This is a genomic window from Lysinibacillus parviboronicapiens, assembly GCF_003049575.1.
Taxonomy (GTDB): Bacteria; Bacillota; Bacilli; order Bacillales_A; family Planococcaceae; genus Lysinibacillus; species Lysinibacillus parviboronicapiens.
In genome coordinates this window covers 40,186-63,453 of the sequence record NZ_PYWI01000002.1, presented here as the reverse complement: position 1 = coordinate 63,453, position 23,268 = coordinate 40,186, and the positions used below count along the sequence as shown (strand labels likewise).

Below are 23,268 nucleotides of genomic sequence, written 5' to 3'. Positions count from 1 at the left end.
AAATCGCTTACACTTACTCCATACTAGCGGGTGATAAAATTTCCAGCTAAAACATTGTGTTAATCGGAGCAACATCTGTAGGAAGTAAGGAAGTTACCGGCCCGTAAGTACAAATGTCGATATTAACTGCAGTTTTGTACTTTTGTTATTGAATGATAAAAATCAAATGGACAATCTTAAGGAGGCATTAGAATGAAAGCTTTACATAAAGCATGGGGTTATTTAGAAGAGATTCTTGCTGGTTTCTTTTTTGTCACTGGTATAGTACTCATTTTTTATGGCGTAATCATGCGTTACTTGTTCAACGAACCTCAAGCTTGGGTAGAAGAACTCGCTCGATATACAATCATTTGGGGCACTTTTCTAGGGTTTGGCCTAGCACTGCGCCACAATCAACATATTCAAGTAGACATTTTATACGATCAGCTAAAACCTTCGATGAAACGAATTCTAGACATAGTCGCAACAGGCTTAAGCATCCTGTTCTGTTTAATCTATACGTATTATGGCTTTGTTCTAGTAGAGAACCGTTATACATCTGGCATGGTGTCACTTGATATTGGCATTCCAATGTGGGTTGTCTACTTAGTACTACCTATTTCAGGTATTTTATTCTTACTAAGATTCGTAGAAAGATTAGTCAATATTCTACGTGGAAAGGATGAAGAATATGCTAATCCTCTTACTTAGTTTCTTTATTTTACTTTTCTTACGTGTACCTGTAGCAGTCAGTTTAGCACTATCAACTATTCTTGTATTCTTCCAAATTGATTTTAATATGAACATGATTCCACAACGAATTTTCACTGCACTTGATTCATTCCCGATGATGGCGATTCCAGGGTTTGTTCTTGCTGGGGTGCTAATGGCGCGTGGTGGTATTTCAAAATATTTAATCGAAGCATTACGTGCTTGGATTGGTCACCTTCCTGGAGGGCTTGCAGTAGTAACTATCGTTGCCTGTGCAATCTTTGCTGCCATTTCGGGTTCTTCCCCGGCGACAGCTGCAGCCATCGGCTCTATAATGATTCCTGCAATGATTTCAGCAGGTTATAAAAAACGTTACTCGATGGGTCTTGTTGCTGCTGGTGGTACGCTAGGTATTTTAATTCCACCAAGTGTCCCTTTAATCATCTATGGTATTACATCTGAACAATCCATCGGTGAATTATTCATGGCTGGCGTTATTCCTGGTCTTGCATTAACTGGCATCTTAATCATTGCAGCCATCTTCTACGCAAAAAGAAATGGCTTTAAGGGAGATGAGCCTGCAACTTGGGAGGTGCGTTGGCGGAAGTCCCTAAAAGCCATTTGGGGTGGCTTCTTACCTTTCCTTATTTTAGGTACTATTTATTCTGGTGTTGTAACACCAACTGAATCCGCAGTCATCGCCGTATTTTATGGTTTAATTGTTTCACTTTTCATCTATCGCGAAATGAAACTAAAAGACTTCCGAGAAGTACTAGTAGAATCTATTAATATCACAGCCATGATTTTCTTAATAATCGGTGCCGCTTCCTTATTCGGTTTGTATTTAACAAATGCCCAAGTTCCACAGCAAGTTGGTGCTTGGATTGCAGAAAGTGATATGAACAAATGGATTTTCATGATTATTGTTAATATTTTATTCTTTGTTATGGGGATGTTCTTAGAAGCAGTTTCAATTATTTTAATAACATTACCAATCTTATTACCAATCCTTGTACATTTCGATATCAACCTTATTCACTTTGCTATTATTATGACGATTAACATGGAGCTTGGGATGATTACACCACCAGTTGGTCTGAATCTCTTCGTTGTTAGTGGGATTACCAAAGAAAAGCTTGGTGAAGTTGTCAAAGGGGTCATTCCGTTTATCGTCTTAATGATTGTGTTCTTAGCTATTGTTGTCTTGCTGCCACAACTATCACTGTGGTTACCAGAGCAAATGAAATAAGGATGTTCTGATGAACACATTCAAAAAGGGTTATTCAATTAAGGATAGGCAATTTTGGGTTATCGTCATGAGCTTAGGTCTTGCATCCGTATTCGTCTTTGCTTCGATGTATTCGGTTCAGCCTTTGCTCCCCTTCTTTACTGTACAATTTAATCTATCTGCTTCTTATGCAAGTTTGGCGATGTCGATGACAACATTGTCTGTCATTATAGGCTTATTGGTATTCGGCTTTTTATCTGATCGACACGGGCGTTTACTGTTCATTAAGGTTGCGCTCATTCTCACAGTGATTCCTTTTCTTTTTATGGCATTTAGCGACTCTTTCTTTCATATTGTTGTTTGGCGATTTATACAGGGCTTTGCCATTGCTGGTGTACCAGCAGCGGCACTCGCTTATATTAGTGAAGAGATTGATAGTCAATCGATGGGGCTAGCCACATCCCTTTATATTTCAAGTAACGCACTTGGTGGAACAATCGGTCGCTTAGTCATGGGCTCAGTGACAGAGCGTTATTCTTGGGAAACAGCGTTTCTTTCACTTGCCCTTCTTGGTTTCATCATCTTTATAATCGTTTGGCTAGCACTTCCCAAATCTAAGCATTTTGTACAACATTGTCGATCCATAAAAACAGATGTACACGGATTTTGGATTCATCTAAAAAACCCAAATCTGCTGATATTATTTGGATTAGGGATTATTTTACAAATATCATTTACAGGAATGTGGACATTTATTCCGTTTCATTTAACAGAACCACCCTTCTCTCTTTCATTAAAAACGATTTCTTTCATTTTTTTAGCCTATAGTTTAGGCATTGTCGGTTCGCCAATCGCTAGTGCTATCGCAGAAAAAATAGGAATTAACAGCATACGAACTATTGGTGTGCTCCTACTAGTTAGTGGTATTGCGCTAACACTAAGCCATTCACTTTTCATCATTATTGTTGGTTTATGCCTTGCTTGTTTGGGTTTCTTTACAGCCCATGCATTAACGTCAGCAACTGTTAGCCGTAGTGCAACCCATCAAAAGGGAAGTGCTTCTAGCTTATATCTCGTTTCTTATTATATTGGTGTCACTTGTGGAAGTTCGTTACTTAGTCCAATATGGGGATTTTATCAATGGCAAGGCATCGTAATCATGACAATAATTCTCCCTATTCTTTATATACTTTTTTTAACTATCACACATAATAGAAGAAAAAGTGAATGCTATTAGTAAGAAGAATGGAGCGAAACAAAAAAAGAGATGTTCTCTTAAAAGAGGTATCTTTAGATTGTAGACAAACTCAAATTTCTTTAAAGTTTGTCTACAGTCTTTTTCTTTTAGAATACTAGTAAGAAACCGTTGAAATCCGTTCCAGGCACCGCCCCAACTAATTATTTGCGACGGGTCTCCGCAAAACTGAATTTTCCGCACGTGCTGTGTCTGTTGCGGGAGTGTCACGCCTTCCACACCAATCAACTTGTACCGCCTACTGATTCTATTGTGCTCTGAATCTGGGACGAAAAATCAATGAATCAAACATGTTTTGAGACAACTTCTTTCTTTCAGTGAGGCATGTTAGCATTTATTAACGATTGCATCTGTATGCCTAATGATCATTTATTCAACACTTTACTCGTTCAATTTTTTTGGCCAGAAACTCCACTTTCCTAATAACACAATAATGGCTGGAATAATGATTGGACGAACAAGGAATGTATCAACTAATACCCCTACAAATACTGCAAAACCAAATGCTCGTAATTCCATTACTGGTTGTGTCATTAAAACCGCGAATGTTGCAGCTAATAGCAAACCAGCGGACGAAATAACACTACCAGTTTTCCCCACACCTTCTAGAACAGCTTCCTTGATTGGCAAGTGACGTTTTTCCTCACGAATACGAGACATAAGCATGATGGAATAATCCACACCAAGAGCGACGATAAAGACAAATGTATAGAGTGGAATACGATAGCTCACGCCTGTGTAACCAAGTAAGTCCTGGAAAAAGAACACCATAATTCCTAGTGCAGCACCGAATGATAATAAAATGGTCGCCATCATATAAAGCGGTGCAAGTAGTGACCGCGTTTGGATACCAAGCATCACTGTAATTAAGATCGTCATGATAACAGCTACACGCCACTCATCTCCTTGACTGACTGCACGAATATCAGCTTGCTGCGCTGTTTCACCTGCTACATGCAAATCACCCTCAATTTTTGCATGAGCTAAAATGGTATCTGCATGGGCACGGATTTGCTCTATATGATCGTAGGCCGATTCCGAATATGGATTTTCATCTAGTATAACGTTTAGTTTTACAATGCTGGCATCCTTTTCGGCAATCACATGACCTTGCGCCGTTACTTTTTCAATACCTTCTTGCTTTTCTAAAGCGCTCATAATATCTGTAATTTGTGCCTCTGTTAAATCTGCTTTAGCGTCAATAATTGCCGTTGTGGGCGCAATTTCCCCTGGAGAAAAAGCTTTTTCTAGTTGCTTAAATCCCTGTACTGATGACATTTCGCTTGGGAATGAATTGAGTAAATTAAATGTATACGTAATATGCTTCACTTGATAGGTAAAAATAAGTAATATCACTAGCACGGGTACCATGGCGAGAAGCGGCTTATTAGTAACAACACGTGCTACCCGATGCCAAAAGCCCTCTTTTTCTACATTTACTTTACGTTTGCGGGGATTGAATGGCCAAAAGGCCTTGTCTCCAGCTATAGCAAATAATGCAGGGACTAACGTTAAGCCAGCCACTAAAATAATAAGCACCGGAACTGCAAATACGGGTGCAAAAATTCGATAGGATTCATACACTGCAAAGAATAGTGTCAGCATTCCCAGCATCACTGTACTACCACTAAATACTATCGGCTCTGTTACAAATTTCACCGCATTTTTCATTGCTTCATTCGTAGTTAAGCCTTTTTCTAATTCTTCACGGAAGCGAGCGAAAATCAGTAACGAATAATCAGTAATTACAGCAAACAGTAAAATCATCATGATTGAAAGTGCCTGACTATCAATCGGAAATACCTCGGCTTTCCCCATCAATCCGAGTACTTTATCTACAATCACATACGTAATACCTGCTCCGATTAATGGAATTAATGAAAGTAATGGCGAACGATAAATTACAATGAGCAATACCAAAATGACAGCTACCGTTCCTAAAATAAGAACAATATCCGCTTTAGAGAACATCTCATACGTATCTGCTACAATACCAGTTGGCCCTGTAAAGAATGCATCCACAGTAGGAATTGCTTCGGCAGTTTTTTCTTTTAAGATATCTAATTCTTTTTTGACTGCCTTCGTTTCATTTCCTTCTGGGAAAACAATTGGCATAAAGAATGTTGTTTTATCTTCAGCAACAAATGATGTCCATGCTTGCTCTGGCATTTGTGATAATGGCACGACCGCTAAATCGTAATTGGATGTAGCCATCACTGCTTCTACCTTTGTCATATACTCCTTAATAGTAGCATTGTCAAAGCCCTGCTCATCATGCAACACAACAAATAATGGTAAACCTTGTGATGCAGGATAATAATTCTTTACCATTTGTTGGGCTTGAATGGATAAAGCATCGTCTGGCAAGCCTGCATTTTTACTAGGTGAAGTCACTTCTTTTGCCCCTGGTGCAACAGCTGACAACACAATCATCACAAGTAACCATGTAAATAAAATAGCCAACCAACGTTTTTTCTCTGCAAATTTTTTCATCTTGTTCACTCCTCTATATTCTTTACATTTGCAATTGTAAAAGAGGAAAATGAACTTTAGATGAACTAAAAGAATAAATACATACCAGTCTTAGCGATTATGGAAAGAGCACGCGATGTAATGATTTAACTTACAGCTACTACTGTACAAGTGCTAAATTATTATCATTATAATAATTAAAAATAAGATACTGATAAGCCAAACAACTATAGACAGCAGATGCTCTGTTAAGCGATAGCCAAATAGATGATTAATGGATATACTCATCATCATGGTGAAGGTTAGCATTACTAAAATAACTGGCTTATATAGTAACCACTCCGACACCATCAGCAGATAGATTACGAAAAACACCACTACAGAAAAAATTCGTTCCACTATTTTATGCATCTGACTTGCATAACGATCTTTCCTTTTACTCCCTAACTTTCTCCGCGTTACATACTCTACTGTGGCAAGCGATAGCATGAAAATAACTAGTACTCTCACCTTTGGCTTGATACCTAAATCACTTGCTATCAATGCTAGGATATTTTTGGCCGCTTCACCCTCTACAACATAAAATATATTTGTCTGCATATCGATAAAGCCAAGCCCCGTTTCATAGGCTTTTAATTTTAGCTGTAGTATCTGACCATCCTTGAATTCTATATAAATATCCTGGTAACTACCTTGACTGCTCATCTCCCCTACCCCTAAACGAGCATGATCTAACAGTTCTTGCAGTAGCTGTTTATCTCGTTTAGCTTCAAAGTTATCTTGTAGGACATTCCATGCATACTTCTGTGCCGCGAACGTCCAGCGATCGTTATTATTGGTGACTGTAAATTTCTTAATTGAGGGCTGTTCCTTCATCACTTCGTCTAGTTGGGCAATTGTCTGTCGTTCATCGGTTTTTGTCCAAGGTCCAGCGAGTATGGAGAGAACTAAAATAGATAACGTTGCAAATAGCACAACAGAATACTGCCAATGCACCTTTTTTCTAAATGGTTTCTTCGTTTGTTGTAATATGCTCTCTTTTAACTGCTGTGAAAAAAGAGCATCTTCACCAAGTTCACGATTTAATTTGTCCTTAAAAGATGTCATCTTCTAGCACCTCCCAATCGCTTTGTTCGAGTTTTCCTTGTAGTCTGTGTCTTGCACGGCGTAACCTTGTTTTTACTGTATTTTCACTACAAGCAAGCACATCTGCTATGTCACCCACTTTTAGTTCCTGGTAATAATAAAGAATTAGCACTTCTCTATAAACAATCGGTAGCTCAAACAGAGCTGTTTTTAAAGTTATTCGCTCATCAGCTTCAATTAAATCCGTTTCTGGCGTACGTTTACTTGCCCTAATATGGATCTTTTCAAATAACAGATATCGTTTATTTTTCCAACTGCGTAAATGATCATGACTTTTATGTACAGTAATTTTTACTAAATATGTTTTTAGCGAAGCTCTTTGTTCAAAGCAATGCTGTTGACGATAATAGGCGAGAAACACATCCTGTACAAATTTCTTCTGCAATCGGCCAGTCTTTTACGTACAAATAAGCGACTCGGAGACAATATTCACCGTGTTCATCCATAATGGCTGCCAATTGCTCACTCAAACAAACACCTCCTTTTCCCGTTCTCTCTATAGTCGTCAGGAATCTTCACTTGGTTTCAGTATAGAGAAAAAAGTGCCCAAATACTGGACACTTTTTCTAAATATCGATAAGCATTCTCCTATTTGAGTGATGTAATGACTAATGACTAGGTCCTTCTAGCGGCTAACATTCTCTAGTTAAAACGATCTGCGGGATATCTGTGAATTCCCTTATTAAAAAGAAACATTTCTTTACTATAACAACATATGTAATCTTTCCTATAAATTACGTAAGTAAAGAAAAAAAGAACCGAGTAATGTGCTTATCATAAGCATATTACTCGGTTCTCCACAAATATTTATTTTACAACGATGTTCACAAGCTTACCTGGAATCACAATTACTTTTACTAAAGTTTTGCCCGCCATATATTCCTGTACTTTGTCGTCTGCTAATGCTACCTTTTCAATATCTTCTTTGGAAGCATCTTTTGCGACAATAATTTTCGCACGTACTTTACCTGCTACTTGGACAGCCACTTCTACTTCGTCATCCACTAATTTGGATTCATCATATGCTGGCCATTCTTCGTACGAAATTGACCCTTCGTGTCCAAGCAATTGCCATAATTCTTCTGCAACGTGAGGCACGATTGGTGCAAGCATCTTCACAAAGCCTTGTGCGTAAGCTGTTGGCACTACATCAGCTTTATAGCAATCATTAATGAATACCATCATTTGTGAAATAGCCGTATTAAAGCGAATACCTTCATAGTCTTCTGTCACTTTTTTCACTGTTTGGTGGAATGATTTTTCAAGGGACTTATCTTCTGACACTTGAATTTTCTCTGATAACGTACCTTCTTCTTCATTGACAAATAGACGCCAAATGCGATCTAAGAAACGACGAGCACCGTCTAAGCCATTCGTCGACCATGCAACAGAAGCCTCAAGAGGACCCATGAACATTTCATAGAGACGCAATGTATCTGCACCATGAGAGGCAATGATTTCATCTGGGTTCACAACATTGCCTTTTGATTTAGACATTTTTTCGTTACCTTCTCCAAGAATCATCCCTTGGTTGAATAGCTTTTGGAATGGTTCTTTCGTGTGTACTACGCCTAAATCGTATAGAACTTTATGCCAGAAGCGTGCGTAAAGTAAATGCAGTACCGCATGTTCCGCTCCACCGATATATATATCAACCGGTAACCAGCGTTTTAGTAACTCTGGATCTGCAATTGCTTCCGTATTGTTCGGATCGATATAGCGCAGGAAGTACCAACTTGAACCTGCCCATTGTGGCATTGTATTCGTTTCGCGACGTCCCTTCTTGCCTGTTTCAGGATCTACAACATTGACCCAATCTGTAATATTAGCCAGTGGTGATTCACCTGTACCAGAAGGACGAATATTATCTGTTTTCGGTAGCATTAATGGTAATTCTGATTCTGGTACTGGCGTCGTTGTACCATCTTCCCAATGAATCATTGGAATTGGCTCACCCCAATAACGCTGACGAGAGAATAACCAGTCACGCAGACGATAAGAAATTTTCTTCTCACCCACACCTTTTTTCTCTAACCATTCGATTGCTTTGGCGATGGCCTCAACTTTATCAAGACCATCTAGGAAACCAGAATTAATATGCTTACCGTCGCCAGTGAATGCTTCATTTTCGACGTCTCCACCTTCAAGCACTGCTTTGATGTCTAAACCAAATTCTTTGGCAAATTCATAGTCACGCTCATCATGTGCAGGAACCGCCATAATTGCACCTGTTCCATAAGTAGCAAGTACATAGTCCGCAATCCAAATTGGCATTTTATGACCGTTTACTGGGTTTACAGCATAAGCGCCAGTGAAAACACCTGTTTTTTCTTTCGCTAAATCTGTACGTTCAAGGTCAGATTTTAATTTTACTTTATCTAGATATACTTCAACCGCTTCTTTTTGGTCAGCAGTTGTAATTTGTGCTACTAATTTATGTTCTGGTGCAAGTACTGCGTAAGTGGCACCGAATAATGTGTCTGGACGAGTTGTGAAGACTGTAAAGTTTTTGTCTGTCCCATCGATGTCAAATGTTACTTCTGCCCCTTCTGAACGACCAATCCAGTTGCGTTGCATATCTTTAATTGATTCTGGCCAGTCTACGTCCTCTAAGTCATCGATTAAGCGGTCTGCATAAGCAGTAATTTTTAGCATCCATTGCTTCATTGGACGACGTTCTACGGGGTGACCACCGCGCTCTGATTTCCCATCAATGACTTCTTCGTTCGCAAGTACTGTTCCTAATGCTGGGCACCAGTTTACAGCCACTTCATCTATATACGCTAAACCTTTTTTGTAAAGTTGAATGAAAATCCATTGTGTCCATTTGTAGTATTCAGGATCCGTTGTGTTAATTTCTCGATCCCAGTCATAGCTAAAGCCTAATTCTTGGATTTGACGCTTAAATGTAGCAATATTTTTTGCAGTAAATTCAGCTGGGTCATTTCCTGTATCTAGTGCATATTGTTCTGCTGGTAATCCAAATGCATCCCAACCCATAGGGTGTAGAACATTATAGCCTTGCATACGCTTGAATCGTGATAGGATATCTGTTGCTGTATAACCTTCTGGATGCCCTACATGAAGACCTGCGCCAGATGGATATGGGAACATGTCTAATGCATAAAATTTCGGTTTGTCCGTTTCATTTTCTGTTTTAAACGTTTTGTTGTCAGCCCAATATTGCTGCCATTTTTTTTCGACTTGTTGATGAATAAAAGTCACGTAAATTCCTCCTTATATATGTGCATTATTTACTTACTGTTAGAATTGACAAAATATTTAAAAAATAAAAAAACTCGCCCCTTCCTTTGTTAGAAAGGGACGAGAGAGTTCGTTTCTCCCGCGGTACCACCCAAATTAGTGATCACACTCGGCTCAAGCTTCCTTAACGCGGAAGGAACGGCGCACGTGGATATCACGCGAGCAGACTCAGCAGGCGAGTTCAATTTGCTTTCTTGCTAGCTTCCACCACCCGCTAGCTCTCTAAAAAGAACGACAAATCTACTATTCCTCATCACTGTCTTTACATGTATTGCATTTATTCTAATGGAAAGTTCAAAAAAGCACAAGTGCTTTCCTTTTTTGGTGCCTGGCACCCACACAATTCTCAAACAATTAGCAAAAAAATTTTTTCATGGTTATTTTTATAGGGATTTCAAAATTATCAGTGTTTTTCTGTCATCAAAAAGAAAATATTAGTTATTTTTAAGGCATGTGTGTATTTGACGAGACTGGTCATCATTTTTATGCTAAAGAAAACTACTTAGGAGGGAAAGTCTTATGGCTAGAAAAAAGCGTCAGTGGTCCCCATATCATTACAATCATGTCGTGATGCGTGGTAATAATCGCCAAATTATTTTTAGTAACTCTGCTGATTACCAAGCTTTTTTTCGTGTCCTGCAATATGCCCATCAAAAATATACATTTAGTATCGTCGCTTATTGCATTATGTCTAATCACTATCATCTGCTTATACGTTCCCCTGAAGTGCCGTTAGGGAAAGTTATGGCTATTATTAACCGCCGTTACAGTGAATACTTCAAACAGAAATATCAATATACTGGTCAGCTTTACGAGCGTCGATATTTCGCAGAGCTTGTTCCCTCCCCCATAGGCATGCTCACCGTAAGTCGCTACATTCACCGCAACCCCATCTCAACAAACACGCCGATAGTTGAAAAAATGGAACACTATCCATACAGTTCCTTTCAGCACTACAAGTACAATATTCCCTCGCACCACTCTTTTCTTGATACAACTTTACTAAAAACCTTTTTACCCCAAAACTCACAGGCCTATTGCCATTATTGTGAGGAAGAACAAAACGAGCAATTGATGCACTGAACACAAAAAACTCCGGATGAGATTTTCCTCATACGGAGCTTTTTTTAATTGTAGTAAATTGTCAGAATTTTTCGTGTGCCAGGCACCCCGGTTTCCCTGGTTTCGATAGTTCTGTGCATTCACGGAACGCAAAATGCTTGCACCCTACACATTGCGTTTCATCCAAATAACTTAGAGCTTTATTGATAGCATCTCCTGTGTGCGGATAGAAGTTTTCTTCACCAATTTTCTCATATAAGCCATTTCGCCGAAGTGCCTCTTTTAATTCCGCTTGCACACCTGTGATTAACACTGTGCCACCTCGATTTGTGAAACTTTCCACTATATTGCTAAAATAAGATTCACCTGTAGAATCCATGAAGGGCACTTTACTCATTCGTAAAATTAAAACTTTTGGATGATAATGAAGTGAATTTAAAATCGTTTGCTCAAAAGTTTGTGCTGCACCGAAAAATAATGGCCCTTCAATTGTGTAAATACTAACTTGCGGACAATCATGTTTTTGATTGACCACATTCGGTTGCACCTTGCCACTCGATTTAGAATGATCTGGTAAAACCTTCGAGACTACAAGCTTCTCACTCATGCGCTTCGCAAATAATACAACCGCTAAAACAAGACCAACTTCAACAGCCAATGTTAAACTCGTGAAAACCGTAAGTAAAAATGTAATAAGCAGAACAAGTGAATCTCCCGATTTCAATTTTACAATATGTGCAAAATGCCGCTGTTCACTCATATTCCAAGCAACGACCATTAAAACAGGCGCCATACTTGCCAATGGAATATGAGAAGCATAAGGGGCTAATAACAATAGTGTCACTAACACAAATACCCCATGAATAATGCCTGACACCGGCGAAGCTGCACCCGTCTTAATATTGGTAGCGGTACGAGCAATGGCACCCGTTGCAGGAATCCCTCCAAATAAAGGCGTTACAATATTAGCAATCCCTTGTCCAACAAGCTCCCGATTGCTATTATGTTTACTATTTGTCATACCATCCGCTACGACTGCCGATAATAGGGATTCAATCCCTCCAAGCATAGCAATGACAAATGCAGGTCCTATTAATAATTGAATACGCTCGAACGTAATTTCAGGAATCGAAAATTTTGGTAAGGTATTAGGAATTTCACCATAGGCTGTTGCAATTGTCGCTACTTGTCCTGAGAAGAACAATGTTGCGATAAGTGTAGAAATAACAATTCCAGCTAGAGCTCCTGGTACTTTTGGCAATATTTTTGGTGTTGCAAGAATTATTACAAGACTAATGATGGCTATTAAAATACTATAATAATTTGTCGTGCCTACATGCATGACAAGTTCTTTTATATTCGCAATAAAATACTCGTGTCGTTTAATACCTGTTAGACCTAGAAAATTAGCAATTTGACCTGTAAAAATAATTACTGCAATACCAGCTGTGAATCCGATAGTTACAGGCCGTGGGATAAATTTTATGAGCGTGCCTAACTTAAAAATCCCCATTAAACATAACATAATGCCAGCCATCAAACCGGCAATCAATAAATTTTCATAACCATAAGTGAGCACGATACCTAACAGAATTGGGACAAATGCGCCTGTAGGTCCCCCTATTTGATATTTCGAACCTCCAAATACCGAGATAAGTATCCCTGCGATACATGCGGTATAAATTCCATACTCAGGTTTAACACCTGACGCAATCGCGAAGGACATTGCTAATGGGATAGCAACAATACCGACAATAATGCCTGACAGTAAATCTTTTTTAAAAAGACCAACAGAATATCCTTCAAGCCGCCCTGTAAACTGTGACTTCATAGTAAATCTTCCCTTCGAATTAATTCATCGAATCAAGTTAGCAAGATTACCTTTCATTAGAATTCAGGATACTTTCCAAGAAGATAAAAGATAAGCTCTTATATCATGTCATCGTATTTTCACTGACAGTCATTTCTTCTAATCTTGAAATGGTATTGACTAAATGATTGTTAAAAATTTTCTTTGCAACGTCTAGTAATTCTATAATCATCGGATCACTCAAAGAATAGTAAACTTTTTTACCCTCTTTCGTCCCATATACAATATTCTTCGTCCGCAAGACACTCAGCTGTTGGGAAACGGCTGAACCTTCTTTCTCAAGACAGCTTTGAATTTCATTCACACTTTTCTTACCATCAACCAATAATTCAAGAATCCTTATACGTAATGGATGTGCTAAAGCTTTAAAAAAATCAGCTTTAAATTGTTGTAAACCCTCTTCCACGTAGATCCCTCCACTATGACTGTACTTTGTGACTAGGCTTATCATGTTTACATATTCAAATATTTGAATATGTATGATTGTAATCTTTAACCCAATTGATTTCAACTACAAAATAAAAAAAGCGTATGAAAAATCTGCTTTAGCACACTTTTCACACACTTAATATCTGATTCTCATATTTATTAATCTGTAATTATATGATCTCTTTTTAACGGACGATCATACAGTAGGCATGGGATAATGGCCATTAACACAATAACGACTAAAATCGATACAAGCACAATCATACCGAACTGATCAACCATTATGCCACCGAATAAAGGACCAATCATACGACCGCCAGTCGCTGCGCTATTAATAATGCCCTGATAGAAGCCTTGACGCCCTTTTGGGGCAAGCAGATTGGCAATAGTCGGTAAGGCAGGCGTATAGAATATTTCGCCGAATGTTAAAACAACCATTGCAGCCGCAAACATTTTAAAGTCGCTCGCAAATGCAATAATCCCAAATGATATCGCAATCAGAATTACTCCAAATACTAATTGAGTTTTTAATTTATCTTCCCAACGCTTCACCAATGGCGCGATTAATGGTTGGGCTAAAACAATAAGTAAGCCATTAATCGTCCAGAGTAAACTATATTGCTTTAAGCCAAGACCTAAATCCTGCGTATAGGAAGAAATAGTCGCACTCCATTGTGAATAAGCAAGCCAACATAATACAGATGATGAACTAAGTATTAACAATGCATAGAATGGCGCTTTATTTATGATGCGTTTACTTTCACTCACTACATTTTTAGGCGCAATGCTTCTCGCATCTAACCCTTTAAAAGTCAATAATGCAATAAAGAAAAACAGGATATACATCCCTAAATTTACCATAAATACGTAGTCAAATCTATAATCTGCGACAATGCCTGCAAGGGCAGGACCTACTGCGACACCTAAATTTTGTGCTAAGTAAATCGAGTTAAACGCCTTGCGACCTCCCTCAGGCCAAGCCGCTCCGGCTAATGCAAACATCCCAGGGAAGACAATACCGCCACTAAAACCAAGAATCGTTAAGAACCACACATAATGTGGCCATCCATGCCAAATGGTTAGTCCGATTAAGGAAACAATCGTCAATAAAATACCTAACATAATTGACTTATAGCCACCTATTCTATCAAATAAATAACCACCTAGTAGATTGCCTAACACACCCGCAGCTGAATTCAGCATCAATACAAAGCCAGCCATTGCAAGTGACTTACCTAAATAGTCATGCATATATATGGCATTTAAGGGCCATAAAAAAGAGTTGCCCGTTGTGTTCACAAGCATACCGATAATTAGAAACCAAACACTTTTTGGCATATCATGTCCTCCGTTATTTCGCTACTCTAAATAGTTAGTTTATGCTGAAATATGAAAATGTACAAGGAAAATAAATTTACCTTTCCTTCATATATGTGAACTTACTTGGTAATAGGATTTTCACTTCACAGATTACTGACCGATACGGTTCACTTATAAGTAATCTCAGGCATCAGGGAACTTATTATTGTTCTTTCATTTACTTACTTACGATTACTAAAACATCGGCTAATTGTCCTACTCTATTTTTGTTTTAAAGTGGACGGTTAGCAACTGCTTGTGCAGAATAAAATCATTACTTCATGACGGAAGCGCAAGCACGTGATAATATATAGTGTTAGAGGAGTGAAATACATGTCAGAAACAAACTTTCCTTTTCCTTCTGAAGGGAAAAGATACTATACATGGAATCGCTATTTACGCGATCAATTTGGGCATAAAGTATTTAAAGTAGCGCTTGATGCAGGTTTTGACTGCCCGAATCGTGATGGCACAGTCGCATTTGGTGGCTGTACATTTTGTAGTGCAGCAGGTTCTGGTGATTTTGCAGGAAACAAAGTTGATGCAATCGATGTGCAATTCGCTGAAATTCGTGACAAAATGCATCAAAAATGGAAGAATGGCAAATACATGGCTTACTTCCAAGCTTACACAAATACCCATGCTCCCCTTGCAGTTTTAAAAGAGAAATTTGAAGCTGCATTGGCACAAGAAGGTGTAGTTGGGCTATCAATTGCTACTCGTCCAGACTGCCTACCAGATGATGTTGTCGCATATTTAGCAGAGCTAAACGAACGTACGTATTTATGGATTGAACTCGGTCTTCAAACAGTGCATGAAAAAACGGCAAATCTTATTAACCGCGCCCATGATTATGCAACGTATGTAGAAGGCATAGAAAAGCTTCGCAAACATGGTATACGTGTCTGCTCTCATATCATTAACGGACTTCCCCTGGAAGACTATGACATGATGATGGAAACTGCTCGTGAAGTGGCAAAGCTCGATGTCCAAGGTATTAAAATTCATTTACTTCATCTATTAAAAGGGACGCCAATGGTAAAGCAATATGAAAAAGGAATGCTAAAATTTTTAGATCAGGATGTTTATACGAAGCTAGTAGCAGATCAATTAGAAATATTGCCACCAAATATGGTCATACATCGCATAACAGGTGATGGACCAATCGATTTAATGATTGGGCCTATGTGGAGTGTTAATAAATGGGAAGTATTGAACGGCATTGATGCGGAATTAGAACGACGTGGAAGCTGGCAAGGTAAGCTTTTTCAGACTGAGGTCGTAAAATGAAGCTACAACGTGTTTTACAATATGCCCAGCAACTATTAACAGAAGCGATTGAAGATGGGGATACAGTCGTGGACGCAACTGCTGGCAATGGACATGATACTTTATTTTTAGCACAGCTCGTTGGTGATAACGGACAAGTATTTGCCTTTGATGTGCAAAAAAGCGCTGTCGATGCAACACTCCATCGACTTCTAGACAATGCATTAGAACATCGTGCTCTTGTTTTACATACAGGTCACGAGCATGTGGCAAAACATGTACAGAAGCCAGTAGCCGCGGCTATTTTTAATCTTGGTTATTTACCTGGTAGTGATCACAATATCATTACGAAACCCAATACGACCATCTTAGCAATCACAGACTTACTACAACTACTAAAAATTGGCGGACTTATTATCCTAGTCATTTACCATGGTCATCCTGGTGGCAAAGAAGAACGCGATGCAGTTATTGACTACGTCAGTCATTTACCACAAAAAAATGTCCATGTGTTAAAATATGAATTTCTAAACCAACAAAATGATCCACCCTTTATCATTGCATTAGAAAAAATGAAAGAGCTACCTACCGATAAAAAAATGAGACTATGATGAAAGTTTCATAGTCTCGTTTTTTTTTATTTATTTTTACGTTTTTCGTTGTAGTCTATCCAAAAATCTGCACCTTTTATACCTAGTTTACGAGGATCAAAGACAGGGTCTTTCCCTTCTTTTTTCTGTTTCTCATAATCTTTTAATGCGACAATAGCAGGTTTCATAATGATTAAGATGGCAATAACGTTAACCCATACCATTAAACCTAAACCTACATCCCCCATAGCCCATGCAAGATCGGATGTTCGAACGGTACCATAGAAGGCTGCTATTAAAATCGCAATCTTAGCTAACCAAATAAAAATCTTTTCCGTTTGACCTTTGAATAAATAGGCCACATTTGTTTCTGCAATATAGTAATAGGCCATAATTGTTGTAAATGCAAAGAAGAATAAAGCAATCGCTACGAACGGTGCTCCAAAACCTGGTAGTGAGGATTCAACCGCGTATTGTGTATACGCAGCACCTTCTTTTATACTTTTCGCAAATGTCATCTGTTCTTCCCCAGATAAACCATTTTGATTGAATTCACCAATATGAATATACGGATCAGTACCTTCAGCAACCTTTTCATCTTGCACATTATACATACCAGTAAATAAAATCATAAATGCTGTAGCTGAACAAATTAGTAATGTATCAATGTACACTGAAGCTGCTTGCACAATACCTTGTTTAGCAGGATGTGAAACTTCTGCGGCAGCAGCTGGATGCGCTCCAGTTCCCTGACCAGCTTCATTTGAATAAATACCGCGCTTAACGCCCCAAGCAATAGCTGAGCCAATAATACCACCAAAGACTTCCTGAGCACCAAAAGCACTTGAGAAAATTAATGCAAATACAGTAGGCACTTCCGAGATATTCATAGCAATAATAATGATTGCCATAATAATATAAGCTAACGCCATAAATGGTACAATTACTTGTGCAGCATTTGCAATCGATTTAACCCCACCGATAATAATTGCACCTAACAACACAACAATAATAAGTCCAGTAATCCACGTTTCTATGCCAAATGCATTTTCAACAGCACCTGCAATCGCATTTGATTGCACACCTGGCATTAATATTAACATTGCGATTAATGCAGCAATCGCAAAAATAATGGCAAACCATTTTTGACCCATTCCTTTTTCAATATAAAAGGCCGGCCCTCCACGATATTCCGTTTCTTTCTCTTCTTTATAAATCTGTGCCAATGTCGACTCAACATATGCAGTGGCAGCACCGATGAAAGCAATCGCCCACATCCAAAATACTGCTCCAGGTCCCCCCATCCCGATTGCTGTAGCAGTACCAGCAATATTACCTGTACCTACACGACCTGATAATGCAATTGACATTGCCTGGAAAGATGATATCCCTTTATCAGACTTTTCACCTTTAAACATTAAGACAAACATGTCTTTAATGTGTCGAACTTGTAGGAACCGCGTTATAATTGAGAAAAATAGTCCGATTAATAAAATACCATAAATAAACCAAGGTCCCCATAGAATATCATTCAGTTTTCCAACAATAGCTTCCATTATATCCCCCCAATTTTTGAATGTCCTTTCATTTAGACATTATAGTATTACACTTTTCAGAAAATTACAACATTATTTTCATGTAACTACAGTCTAAAGAAACATTACTTCTATGGAGGGCAATCATCTATTCAATTATATAACCAATCCGGCGGAGAGCATTATTAATGAAATCACGTATATACACAAATATCTCTTCACGCTCTACCTCATGAAATAGATTATGATAGCATTTCGCCCATTCTTTAAATTGAAATTCGGTGAATTCCTGTTGATGTAGCCAATTACGCGTCTGTCTCGTTTCCGTAATGCTGTCCTTTTCTCCAGTCATAACAAGCATCGGCATATTGGGAAATTCCGCCTTGGTCATAATGACTAAATTACGCATCATATATTGTAATTCACGATACCATTTTACTGATACGACTGATTTGAACGGAAATTCATCCTTCATTTCATTTCTACCTTCCACATTACGTGTCAATTTTTCAAATGTAATATCATGTGTCATTTTGACATTAGCCGTTAAAGCACTTAGGCTTGTTAAAGCATTTGACATTTTACCAGGCAATAATTTTAAGTGCAGCCAAGGTGATGTTAAAACAATGCCTGCACATTCATATTTTCTTTTGTGCACCGTATGTAATACTAATGTTGCACCTAAGCCATGTCCTATTAAAAATACGGGCAAATCATATGAAAAGGCATTTTCAATTAGATTCCTTGTATATTTATTATATTCTTTAAAGTCTTCATCATGGACACGCGAAAGTTTTGCCTTGGCGCCATGATTTGGTAAATCCCCCATGACTACGTGGAAGCCTTCCATTCTAAGTTTTTCTATAAGCCATGCGTACCAACGGTGATTTTCATAAGCACCATGAAGTATAGCTATTACAGCTTTCGCATGTCCATCAGCTTCCCATTTCCACATTCACATAGTCCTCCTAAAAAATAGTTACATATTAATTATAACTAAATATCTTGCACATTTTAATTTTATATTTCCAATAAGTTGCGTATTTGATACGATAATACTACATCAAAGAAAGAAAAGAGGCGATTTCTATGATCTATCCTTTTAAAGATAAAACACCAACAATCGATCCATCTGTTTTTATTGCCGACTATGCGACCGTTACTGGCGACGTTACGATAGGTGCTGAAACGACAATATGGTTTAATACTGTAATTCGAGGCGATGTATCTCCTACAATTATTGGTAAACGTGTAAGTATACAAGATCTTTGTTGCTTACACCAAAGTCCAAAATATCCATTGATTATTGAAGATGAAGTAACAGTTGGGCACCAAGTCACTTTACATAGTTGTACGATTCGAAAAAATGCCTTGATAGGAATGGGCTCAATTATTTTAGATGGAGCAGAAATCGGAGAGGGTGCATTCATTGGTGCAGGCAGTCTTGTACCTCCAGGTAAAGTCATTCCTCCTAATAGCTTAGCATTAGGACGTCCGGCAAAAGTTGTCCGTGAATTAAATGCCGAAGATATAAAAGATATGGAACGCATCGTTCGCGAATACGCAGAAAAAGGGCAATATTACAAATCCTTGCAAAAATGATTGCTAATGAAAAAGAAGGGGTCTAAGAAATATTCTTAGTCCCCTTTCGTTTAATAGAAAGTATATCTTTATGAAAACATAACAATGCTTTTTTGAAAAGCGACTTATAGACTAGCTTTCTCTCTTAATGCATCAGCCTTGTCTGTATTTTCCCAAGGCACGTTTAAATCTGTACGTCCAAAGTGACCATAAGCAGCAGTTTGTTTGTAGATTGGGCGACGTAAATCAAGCATTTTAATAATACCTGCTGGACGTAAATCGAATAGTTCACGCACCCATTTAACGATTTCGTCTTCTTTTACTTTCCCTGTACCAAACGTGTCCACTGCAATAGATACCGGCTGTGCTACACCAATAGCATAGGCCAGCTGTACTTCAACACGATCTGCTAAGCCGGCTGCAACAATGTTTTTCGCTACGTAACGTGCTGCATATGCTGCTGAACGATCGACTTTTGTTGCATCCTTACCAGAAAATGCGCCACCACCATGACGAGCATAACCACCGTATGTATCAACGATGATTTTACGGCCAGTAAGACCTGCATCACCTTTTGGTCCGCCGATTACGAAACGGCCTGTTGGGTTGATGAAATATTTCGTATTTCCATCAAGTAATTCACTCGGAACTACTGGGGCAATTACTAATTCTTTTAAATCTGCTTGAATTTGTTCAAGTGTTGCTTCTTCATCATGCTGTGTTGAAATAACAATTGTATCCACACGAACTGGCACATTATTTTCATCATATTCAATCGTCACTTGTGTTTTACCATCGGGACGTAAATATGCTAATTCACCTGATTTGCGTACTTCTGTTAAACGGCGAGACAATTTATGCGCTAAACTAATTGGTAATGGCATCAGTTCCGGCGTTTCGTTACAAGCATACCCGAACATTAAGCCTTGGTCACCCGCTCCAATCGCTTCGATGTCTGCATCTGTCATAGAGCCTTCACGTGCTTCTAATGCTTGGTCAACACCTAGTGCAATATCTGGTGACTGCTCACCAATCGCCACTAGTACTGCTAAGTTTTCAGCATCAAAACCATATTTTCCACGTGTATAGCCGATTTCAGCGACTGTATCGCGGACAATGCCTTTAATATCTACATAAGTAGAAGTAGTAATCTCTCCTGCTACTAATACTAACCCTGTTGTTACAGTTGTTTCACACGCTACACGTGCATTTGGATCTTCTGCTAAAATTGCATCTAAAATGGCATCCGAAATCTGATCACAAATTTTATCTGGATGTCCTTCTGTTACACTCTCTGATGTAAACAGTCGACGGTTTGTCATTTGGTTTTCCTCCTATTACTCTTACAAATAGTATTTGCGAAATTAATACGGTACTCATTACCCATGTCAAGTTCGCTCCTAAAGGATTGAACTTCAAGCCGTTGCTGCTTTTAACACGAGGATTTAGAAAGATCCGTCATTATAATAAGGAAAGAAGTGCATATACTTACCTTTACATTCATTTTTACAAATAAAAAAATCCTTTTCTCACGTGTACTTTACATGAGGAAAGGAATAATGACTTCGTAACCTTTCACTCTTATCGTTCAAGGGTTGTCCCCTTGCATCAGGTTGGCACCAACGCATGTCGTGAAATAATGCATGCAGGTTGCCGGGTTTCACAGGGCCTGACCCTCCACCAGCTCGGGATAAGAGTATCCGTTCAATTTCTCATCTTACGTAAAAGGTCGAACGTTGTCAATCGTTTTATGTCGTTTTATTGAAAAGTAATAAAATCGCAAAAATAATTTCTGAATTAGTATAGATTATTTAAGCAATTGTGTTATACTATTTTTGAAATTAAGAAATACTCCCTCGAACACAAGGGAATACTATAAAAAAGGATGGTATTTAATCGATGAATTCAGTAGAAATTGCAAACGAACTGAAGGAATTATTAAGCGGCGGGAACATTAACGTTCAACTTTCAGTACCACAATTAGTTGAAAAAGCTACATCTCGTGGTGAAGCAATGTTAACAGTAGATGGCGCAGTGCGTGCAGAAACTGGTAAATACACTGGTCGTTCACCTAAAGATAAATATATGGTAGAAGAAGCAGATACAAAAGATAAAATTGACTGGGGTAAAGTAAATCAACCAATTTCGTCAGAAGTCTTTGACAACTTATATGTAAAAGTTGTGAAGTATTTAAAAGAACGTGACGAATTATTCGTATTCAAAGGATATGCGGGTGCTGACAAAGACTCACAACTAAGCATCCAAGTAATTAATGAGTACGCTTGGCACAACCTTTTCGCTCATCAATTATTTATCCGTCCAACAAAAGAAGAATTAGCTTCGCATGTTGCTGACTTCACAGTCATTTCTGCGCCAAACTTCAAAGCAGATCCTGCAGTTGATGGCACATCTTCTGAAACATTCATCATCGTGTCTCTTGAAAAGAAAATCATCCTTATCGGTGGTACTGAGTATGCTGGTGAAATGAAAAAATCTATTTTTGGTATTATGAACTACTTATTACCAGAACAAAATATCCTGTCAATGCATTGTTCAGCAAACGTTGGTGAAGCTGGCGATGTAGCATTATTCTTCGGATTATCTGGCACTGGTAAAACAACATTATCAGCTGACGCTGACCGCAAATTAATCGGTGACGATGAACATGGTTGGTCTGATAATGGCGTATTCAACATCGAAGGCGGTTGCTATGCAAAAACAATCAACCTTTCTGCTGAAAACGAACCAGAAATCTACAGTGCTATTCGCTTTGGCTCTGTGTTAGAAAACGTAGCAGTTGATCCAGAGACTCGCGTATGTGACTATGATGACGGTTCTTTAACAGAAAATACTCGTGTTGCTTATCCGATCCAATACATCGAAAATATTGTTGACCCTTCTGTTGCAGGTCATCCAAAAACAATCGTCTTCTTAACAGCTGATGCATTTGGCGTATTACCTCCAATCAGTAAATTAACAAAAGAACAAGCAATGTATCACTTCTTAAGTGGTTTCACTTCAAAGCTTGCTGGTACAGAACGTGGTGTAACAGAACCAGAACCAGTATTCTCTACATGCTTCGGTTCTCCATTCCTTCCACTTCCAGCAACTGTGTATGCTGAAATGTTAGGTCAAAAAATAGATGAGCACGGTGCACAAGTATTCCTTGTAAACACTGGTTGGACTGGTGGCGAATATGGCACTGGTAGTCGTATGAAACTTTCGTACACTCGTACAATGGTACGCGCTGCAATCGATGGGAAGTTAAACAACGTAGAAACAATTCAAGATGCTGTATTTGGTTTACACATCCCAACAACTGTTGAAGGTGTTCCAACAGAAGTGCTTAACCCACGCGAAGCATGGGCTGATAAAGCGGCTTATGATAAAAAAGCAGCTGAACTTGCTGGCCTATTCAACGACAACTTCAAGAAATTTTCGAACGTATCTGAAGCCATCACTAAACTTGGTGGTCCATTAAAATAAGTTAGACGCCAAGAGGAGACGAATATATTCGT

At 38.6% G+C, this 23,268-nt stretch carries 19 protein-coding genes, 1 riboswitch and 1 other annotated feature; of the genes, 8 read left to right on the top strand and 11 right to left on the bottom strand.

Features of this window, described 5'->3' with window-relative positions; translation table 11 throughout:
- The first annotated feature begins 192 nt into the window (after positions 1-192).
- The 3 genes from C9J35_RS02760 to C9J35_RS02750 are packed head-to-tail and all read left to right on the top strand — an operon-like array spanning position 193 to position 3,155.
- Entirely contained in the window at positions 193-690 is a 498-nt protein-coding gene (locus C9J35_RS02760; protein ID WP_107923343.1) for a TRAP transporter small permease, read from the top strand.
- A complete protein-coding gene (locus C9J35_RS02755) occupies positions 671-1,939 on the top strand; it encodes a TRAP transporter large permease (protein WP_107923342.1) in 1,269 nt (422 codons plus the stop codon). Before C9J35_RS02760 ends, C9J35_RS02755 begins: the two co-directional genes overlap by 20 nt.
- Positions 1,940-1,949: 10 nt before the next feature.
- Positions 1,950-3,155, top strand: coding sequence for an MFS transporter (locus tag C9J35_RS02750; protein WP_107923341.1), 1,206 nt, complete (start codon positions 1,950-1,952; stop codon positions 3,153-3,155).
- 399 nt (positions 3,156-3,554) lie between these two features.
- Here C9J35_RS02750 and C9J35_RS02740 read toward each other — a convergent pair whose 3' ends face one another.
- The 5 genes from C9J35_RS02740 to leuS all read right to left on the bottom strand — a co-directional run bounded on the left by C9J35_RS02740 (position 3,555) and on the right by leuS (position 10,016).
- Positions 3,555-5,666, bottom strand: coding sequence for an MMPL family transporter (locus C9J35_RS02740; RefSeq protein WP_107923339.1), 2,112 nt, complete (start codon positions 5,664-5,666; stop codon positions 3,555-3,557).
- Between the two features lie 153 nt (positions 5,667-5,819).
- Entirely contained in the window at positions 5,820-6,752 is a 933-nt protein-coding gene (locus C9J35_RS02735) for a hypothetical protein (protein ID WP_107923338.1), read from the bottom strand.
- A complete protein-coding gene (locus C9J35_RS02730) occupies positions 6,739-7,176 on the bottom strand; it encodes a sigma-70 family RNA polymerase sigma factor (RefSeq protein ID WP_235616183.1) in 438 nt (145 codons plus the stop codon). Before C9J35_RS02730 ends, C9J35_RS02735 begins: the two co-directional genes overlap by 14 nt.
- Positions 7,115-7,261 carry a hypothetical protein gene (locus C9J35_RS24015; RefSeq protein ID WP_235616182.1) on the bottom strand — a complete coding sequence of 49 codons (147 nt, stop codon included), beginning with the start codon at positions 7,259-7,261 and terminating at the stop codon, positions 7,115-7,117. The genes C9J35_RS02730 and C9J35_RS24015 overlap by 62 nt, the downstream gene beginning before the upstream one ends.
- Before the next feature lie 337 nt (positions 7,262-7,598).
- The gene (leuS, locus tag C9J35_RS02725; protein ID WP_107923337.1) at positions 7,599-10,016 is read right to left on the bottom strand and encodes a leucine--tRNA ligase; all 2,418 of its coding nucleotides are present in this window, start codon (positions 10,014-10,016) and stop codon (positions 7,599-7,601) included.
- Positions 10,017-10,108: 92 nt separating this feature from the next.
- Positions 10,109-10,321, bottom strand: a binding site (T-box leader).
- A 253-nt stretch (positions 10,322-10,574) separates the two neighbouring features.
- On the opposite strand from leuS, the gene C9J35_RS02720 reads away from it, so the two are divergent.
- Complete coding sequence (locus C9J35_RS02720; protein WP_107923336.1) at positions 10,575-11,138, top strand: transposase; 564 nt, start codon at positions 10,575-10,577, stop codon at positions 11,136-11,138.
- A gap of 61 nt (positions 11,139-11,199) precedes the next feature.
- Here C9J35_RS02720 and C9J35_RS02715 read toward each other — a convergent pair whose 3' ends face one another.
- From C9J35_RS02715 to C9J35_RS02705, 3 genes are all read right to left on the bottom strand, one after another.
- Complete coding sequence (locus tag C9J35_RS02715) at positions 11,200-12,948, bottom strand: SulP family inorganic anion transporter (RefSeq protein ID WP_107923335.1); 1,749 nt, start codon at positions 12,946-12,948, stop codon at positions 11,200-11,202.
- 103 nt (positions 12,949-13,051) lie between these two features.
- Positions 13,052-13,438: an ArsR/SmtB family transcription factor gene (locus C9J35_RS02710; RefSeq protein WP_438941194.1), complete on the bottom strand. Its 387-nt coding sequence runs from the start codon at positions 13,436-13,438 to the stop codon at positions 13,052-13,054.
- Between the two features lie 137 nt (positions 13,439-13,575).
- Positions 13,576-14,754 (bottom strand): MDR family MFS transporter, encoded by a 1,179-nt coding sequence (locus tag C9J35_RS02705; RefSeq protein ID WP_107923333.1) that lies wholly within the window; start codon positions 14,752-14,754, stop codon positions 13,576-13,578.
- A 354-nt stretch (positions 14,755-15,108) separates the two neighbouring features.
- Between C9J35_RS02705 and mnmL the strand changes: the two genes are divergently transcribed.
- Both mnmL and mnmM read left to right on the top strand, forming a co-directional pair.
- Positions 15,109-16,065 (top strand): tRNA modification radical SAM protein MnmL/YtqA, encoded by a 957-nt coding sequence (gene mnmL / locus C9J35_RS02700; RefSeq protein WP_107923332.1) that lies wholly within the window; start codon positions 15,109-15,111, stop codon positions 16,063-16,065.
- Entirely contained in the window at positions 16,062-16,655 is a 594-nt protein-coding gene (gene mnmM, locus C9J35_RS02695; RefSeq protein ID WP_107923331.1) for a tRNA 5-(aminomethyl)-2-thiouridylate-methyltransferase MnmM, read from the top strand. The genes mnmL and mnmM overlap by 4 nt, the downstream gene beginning before the upstream one ends.
- Positions 16,656-16,681: 26 nt before the next feature.
- Here mnmM and C9J35_RS02690 read toward each other — a convergent pair whose 3' ends face one another.
- Both C9J35_RS02690 and C9J35_RS02685 read right to left on the bottom strand, forming a co-directional pair.
- Positions 16,682-18,190: an alanine/glycine:cation symporter family protein gene (locus tag C9J35_RS02690; protein ID WP_107923330.1), complete on the bottom strand. Its 1,509-nt coding sequence runs from the start codon at positions 18,188-18,190 to the stop codon at positions 16,682-16,684.
- 127 nt (positions 18,191-18,317) lie between these two features.
- Entirely contained in the window at positions 18,318-19,124 is an 807-nt protein-coding gene (locus tag C9J35_RS02685) for an alpha/beta hydrolase (protein WP_054767233.1), read from the bottom strand.
- 134 nt (positions 19,125-19,258) lie between these two features.
- On the opposite strand from C9J35_RS02685, the gene C9J35_RS02680 reads away from it, so the two are divergent.
- Positions 19,259-19,771 (top strand): gamma carbonic anhydrase, encoded by a 513-nt coding sequence (locus tag C9J35_RS02680; protein ID WP_107923329.1) that lies wholly within the window; start codon positions 19,259-19,261, stop codon positions 19,769-19,771.
- A gap of 104 nt (positions 19,772-19,875) precedes the next feature.
- Here C9J35_RS02680 and metK read toward each other — a convergent pair whose 3' ends face one another.
- Positions 19,876-21,072 carry a methionine adenosyltransferase gene (gene metK / locus C9J35_RS02675; RefSeq protein ID WP_107923328.1) on the bottom strand — a complete coding sequence of 399 codons (1,197 nt, stop codon included), beginning with the start codon at positions 21,070-21,072 and terminating at the stop codon, positions 19,876-19,878.
- A 256-nt stretch (positions 21,073-21,328) separates the two neighbouring features.
- Positions 21,329-21,447: riboswitch (SAM riboswitch) on the bottom strand.
- A gap of 202 nt (positions 21,448-21,649) precedes the next feature.
- On the opposite strand from metK, the gene pckA reads away from it, so the two are divergent.
- On the top strand, positions 21,650-23,236 hold the full coding sequence (gene pckA / locus C9J35_RS02670; RefSeq protein ID WP_107923327.1) for a phosphoenolpyruvate carboxykinase (ATP): 1,587 nt from the start codon (positions 21,650-21,652) through the stop codon (positions 23,234-23,236).
- Positions 23,237-23,268 lie beyond the last annotated feature (32 nt).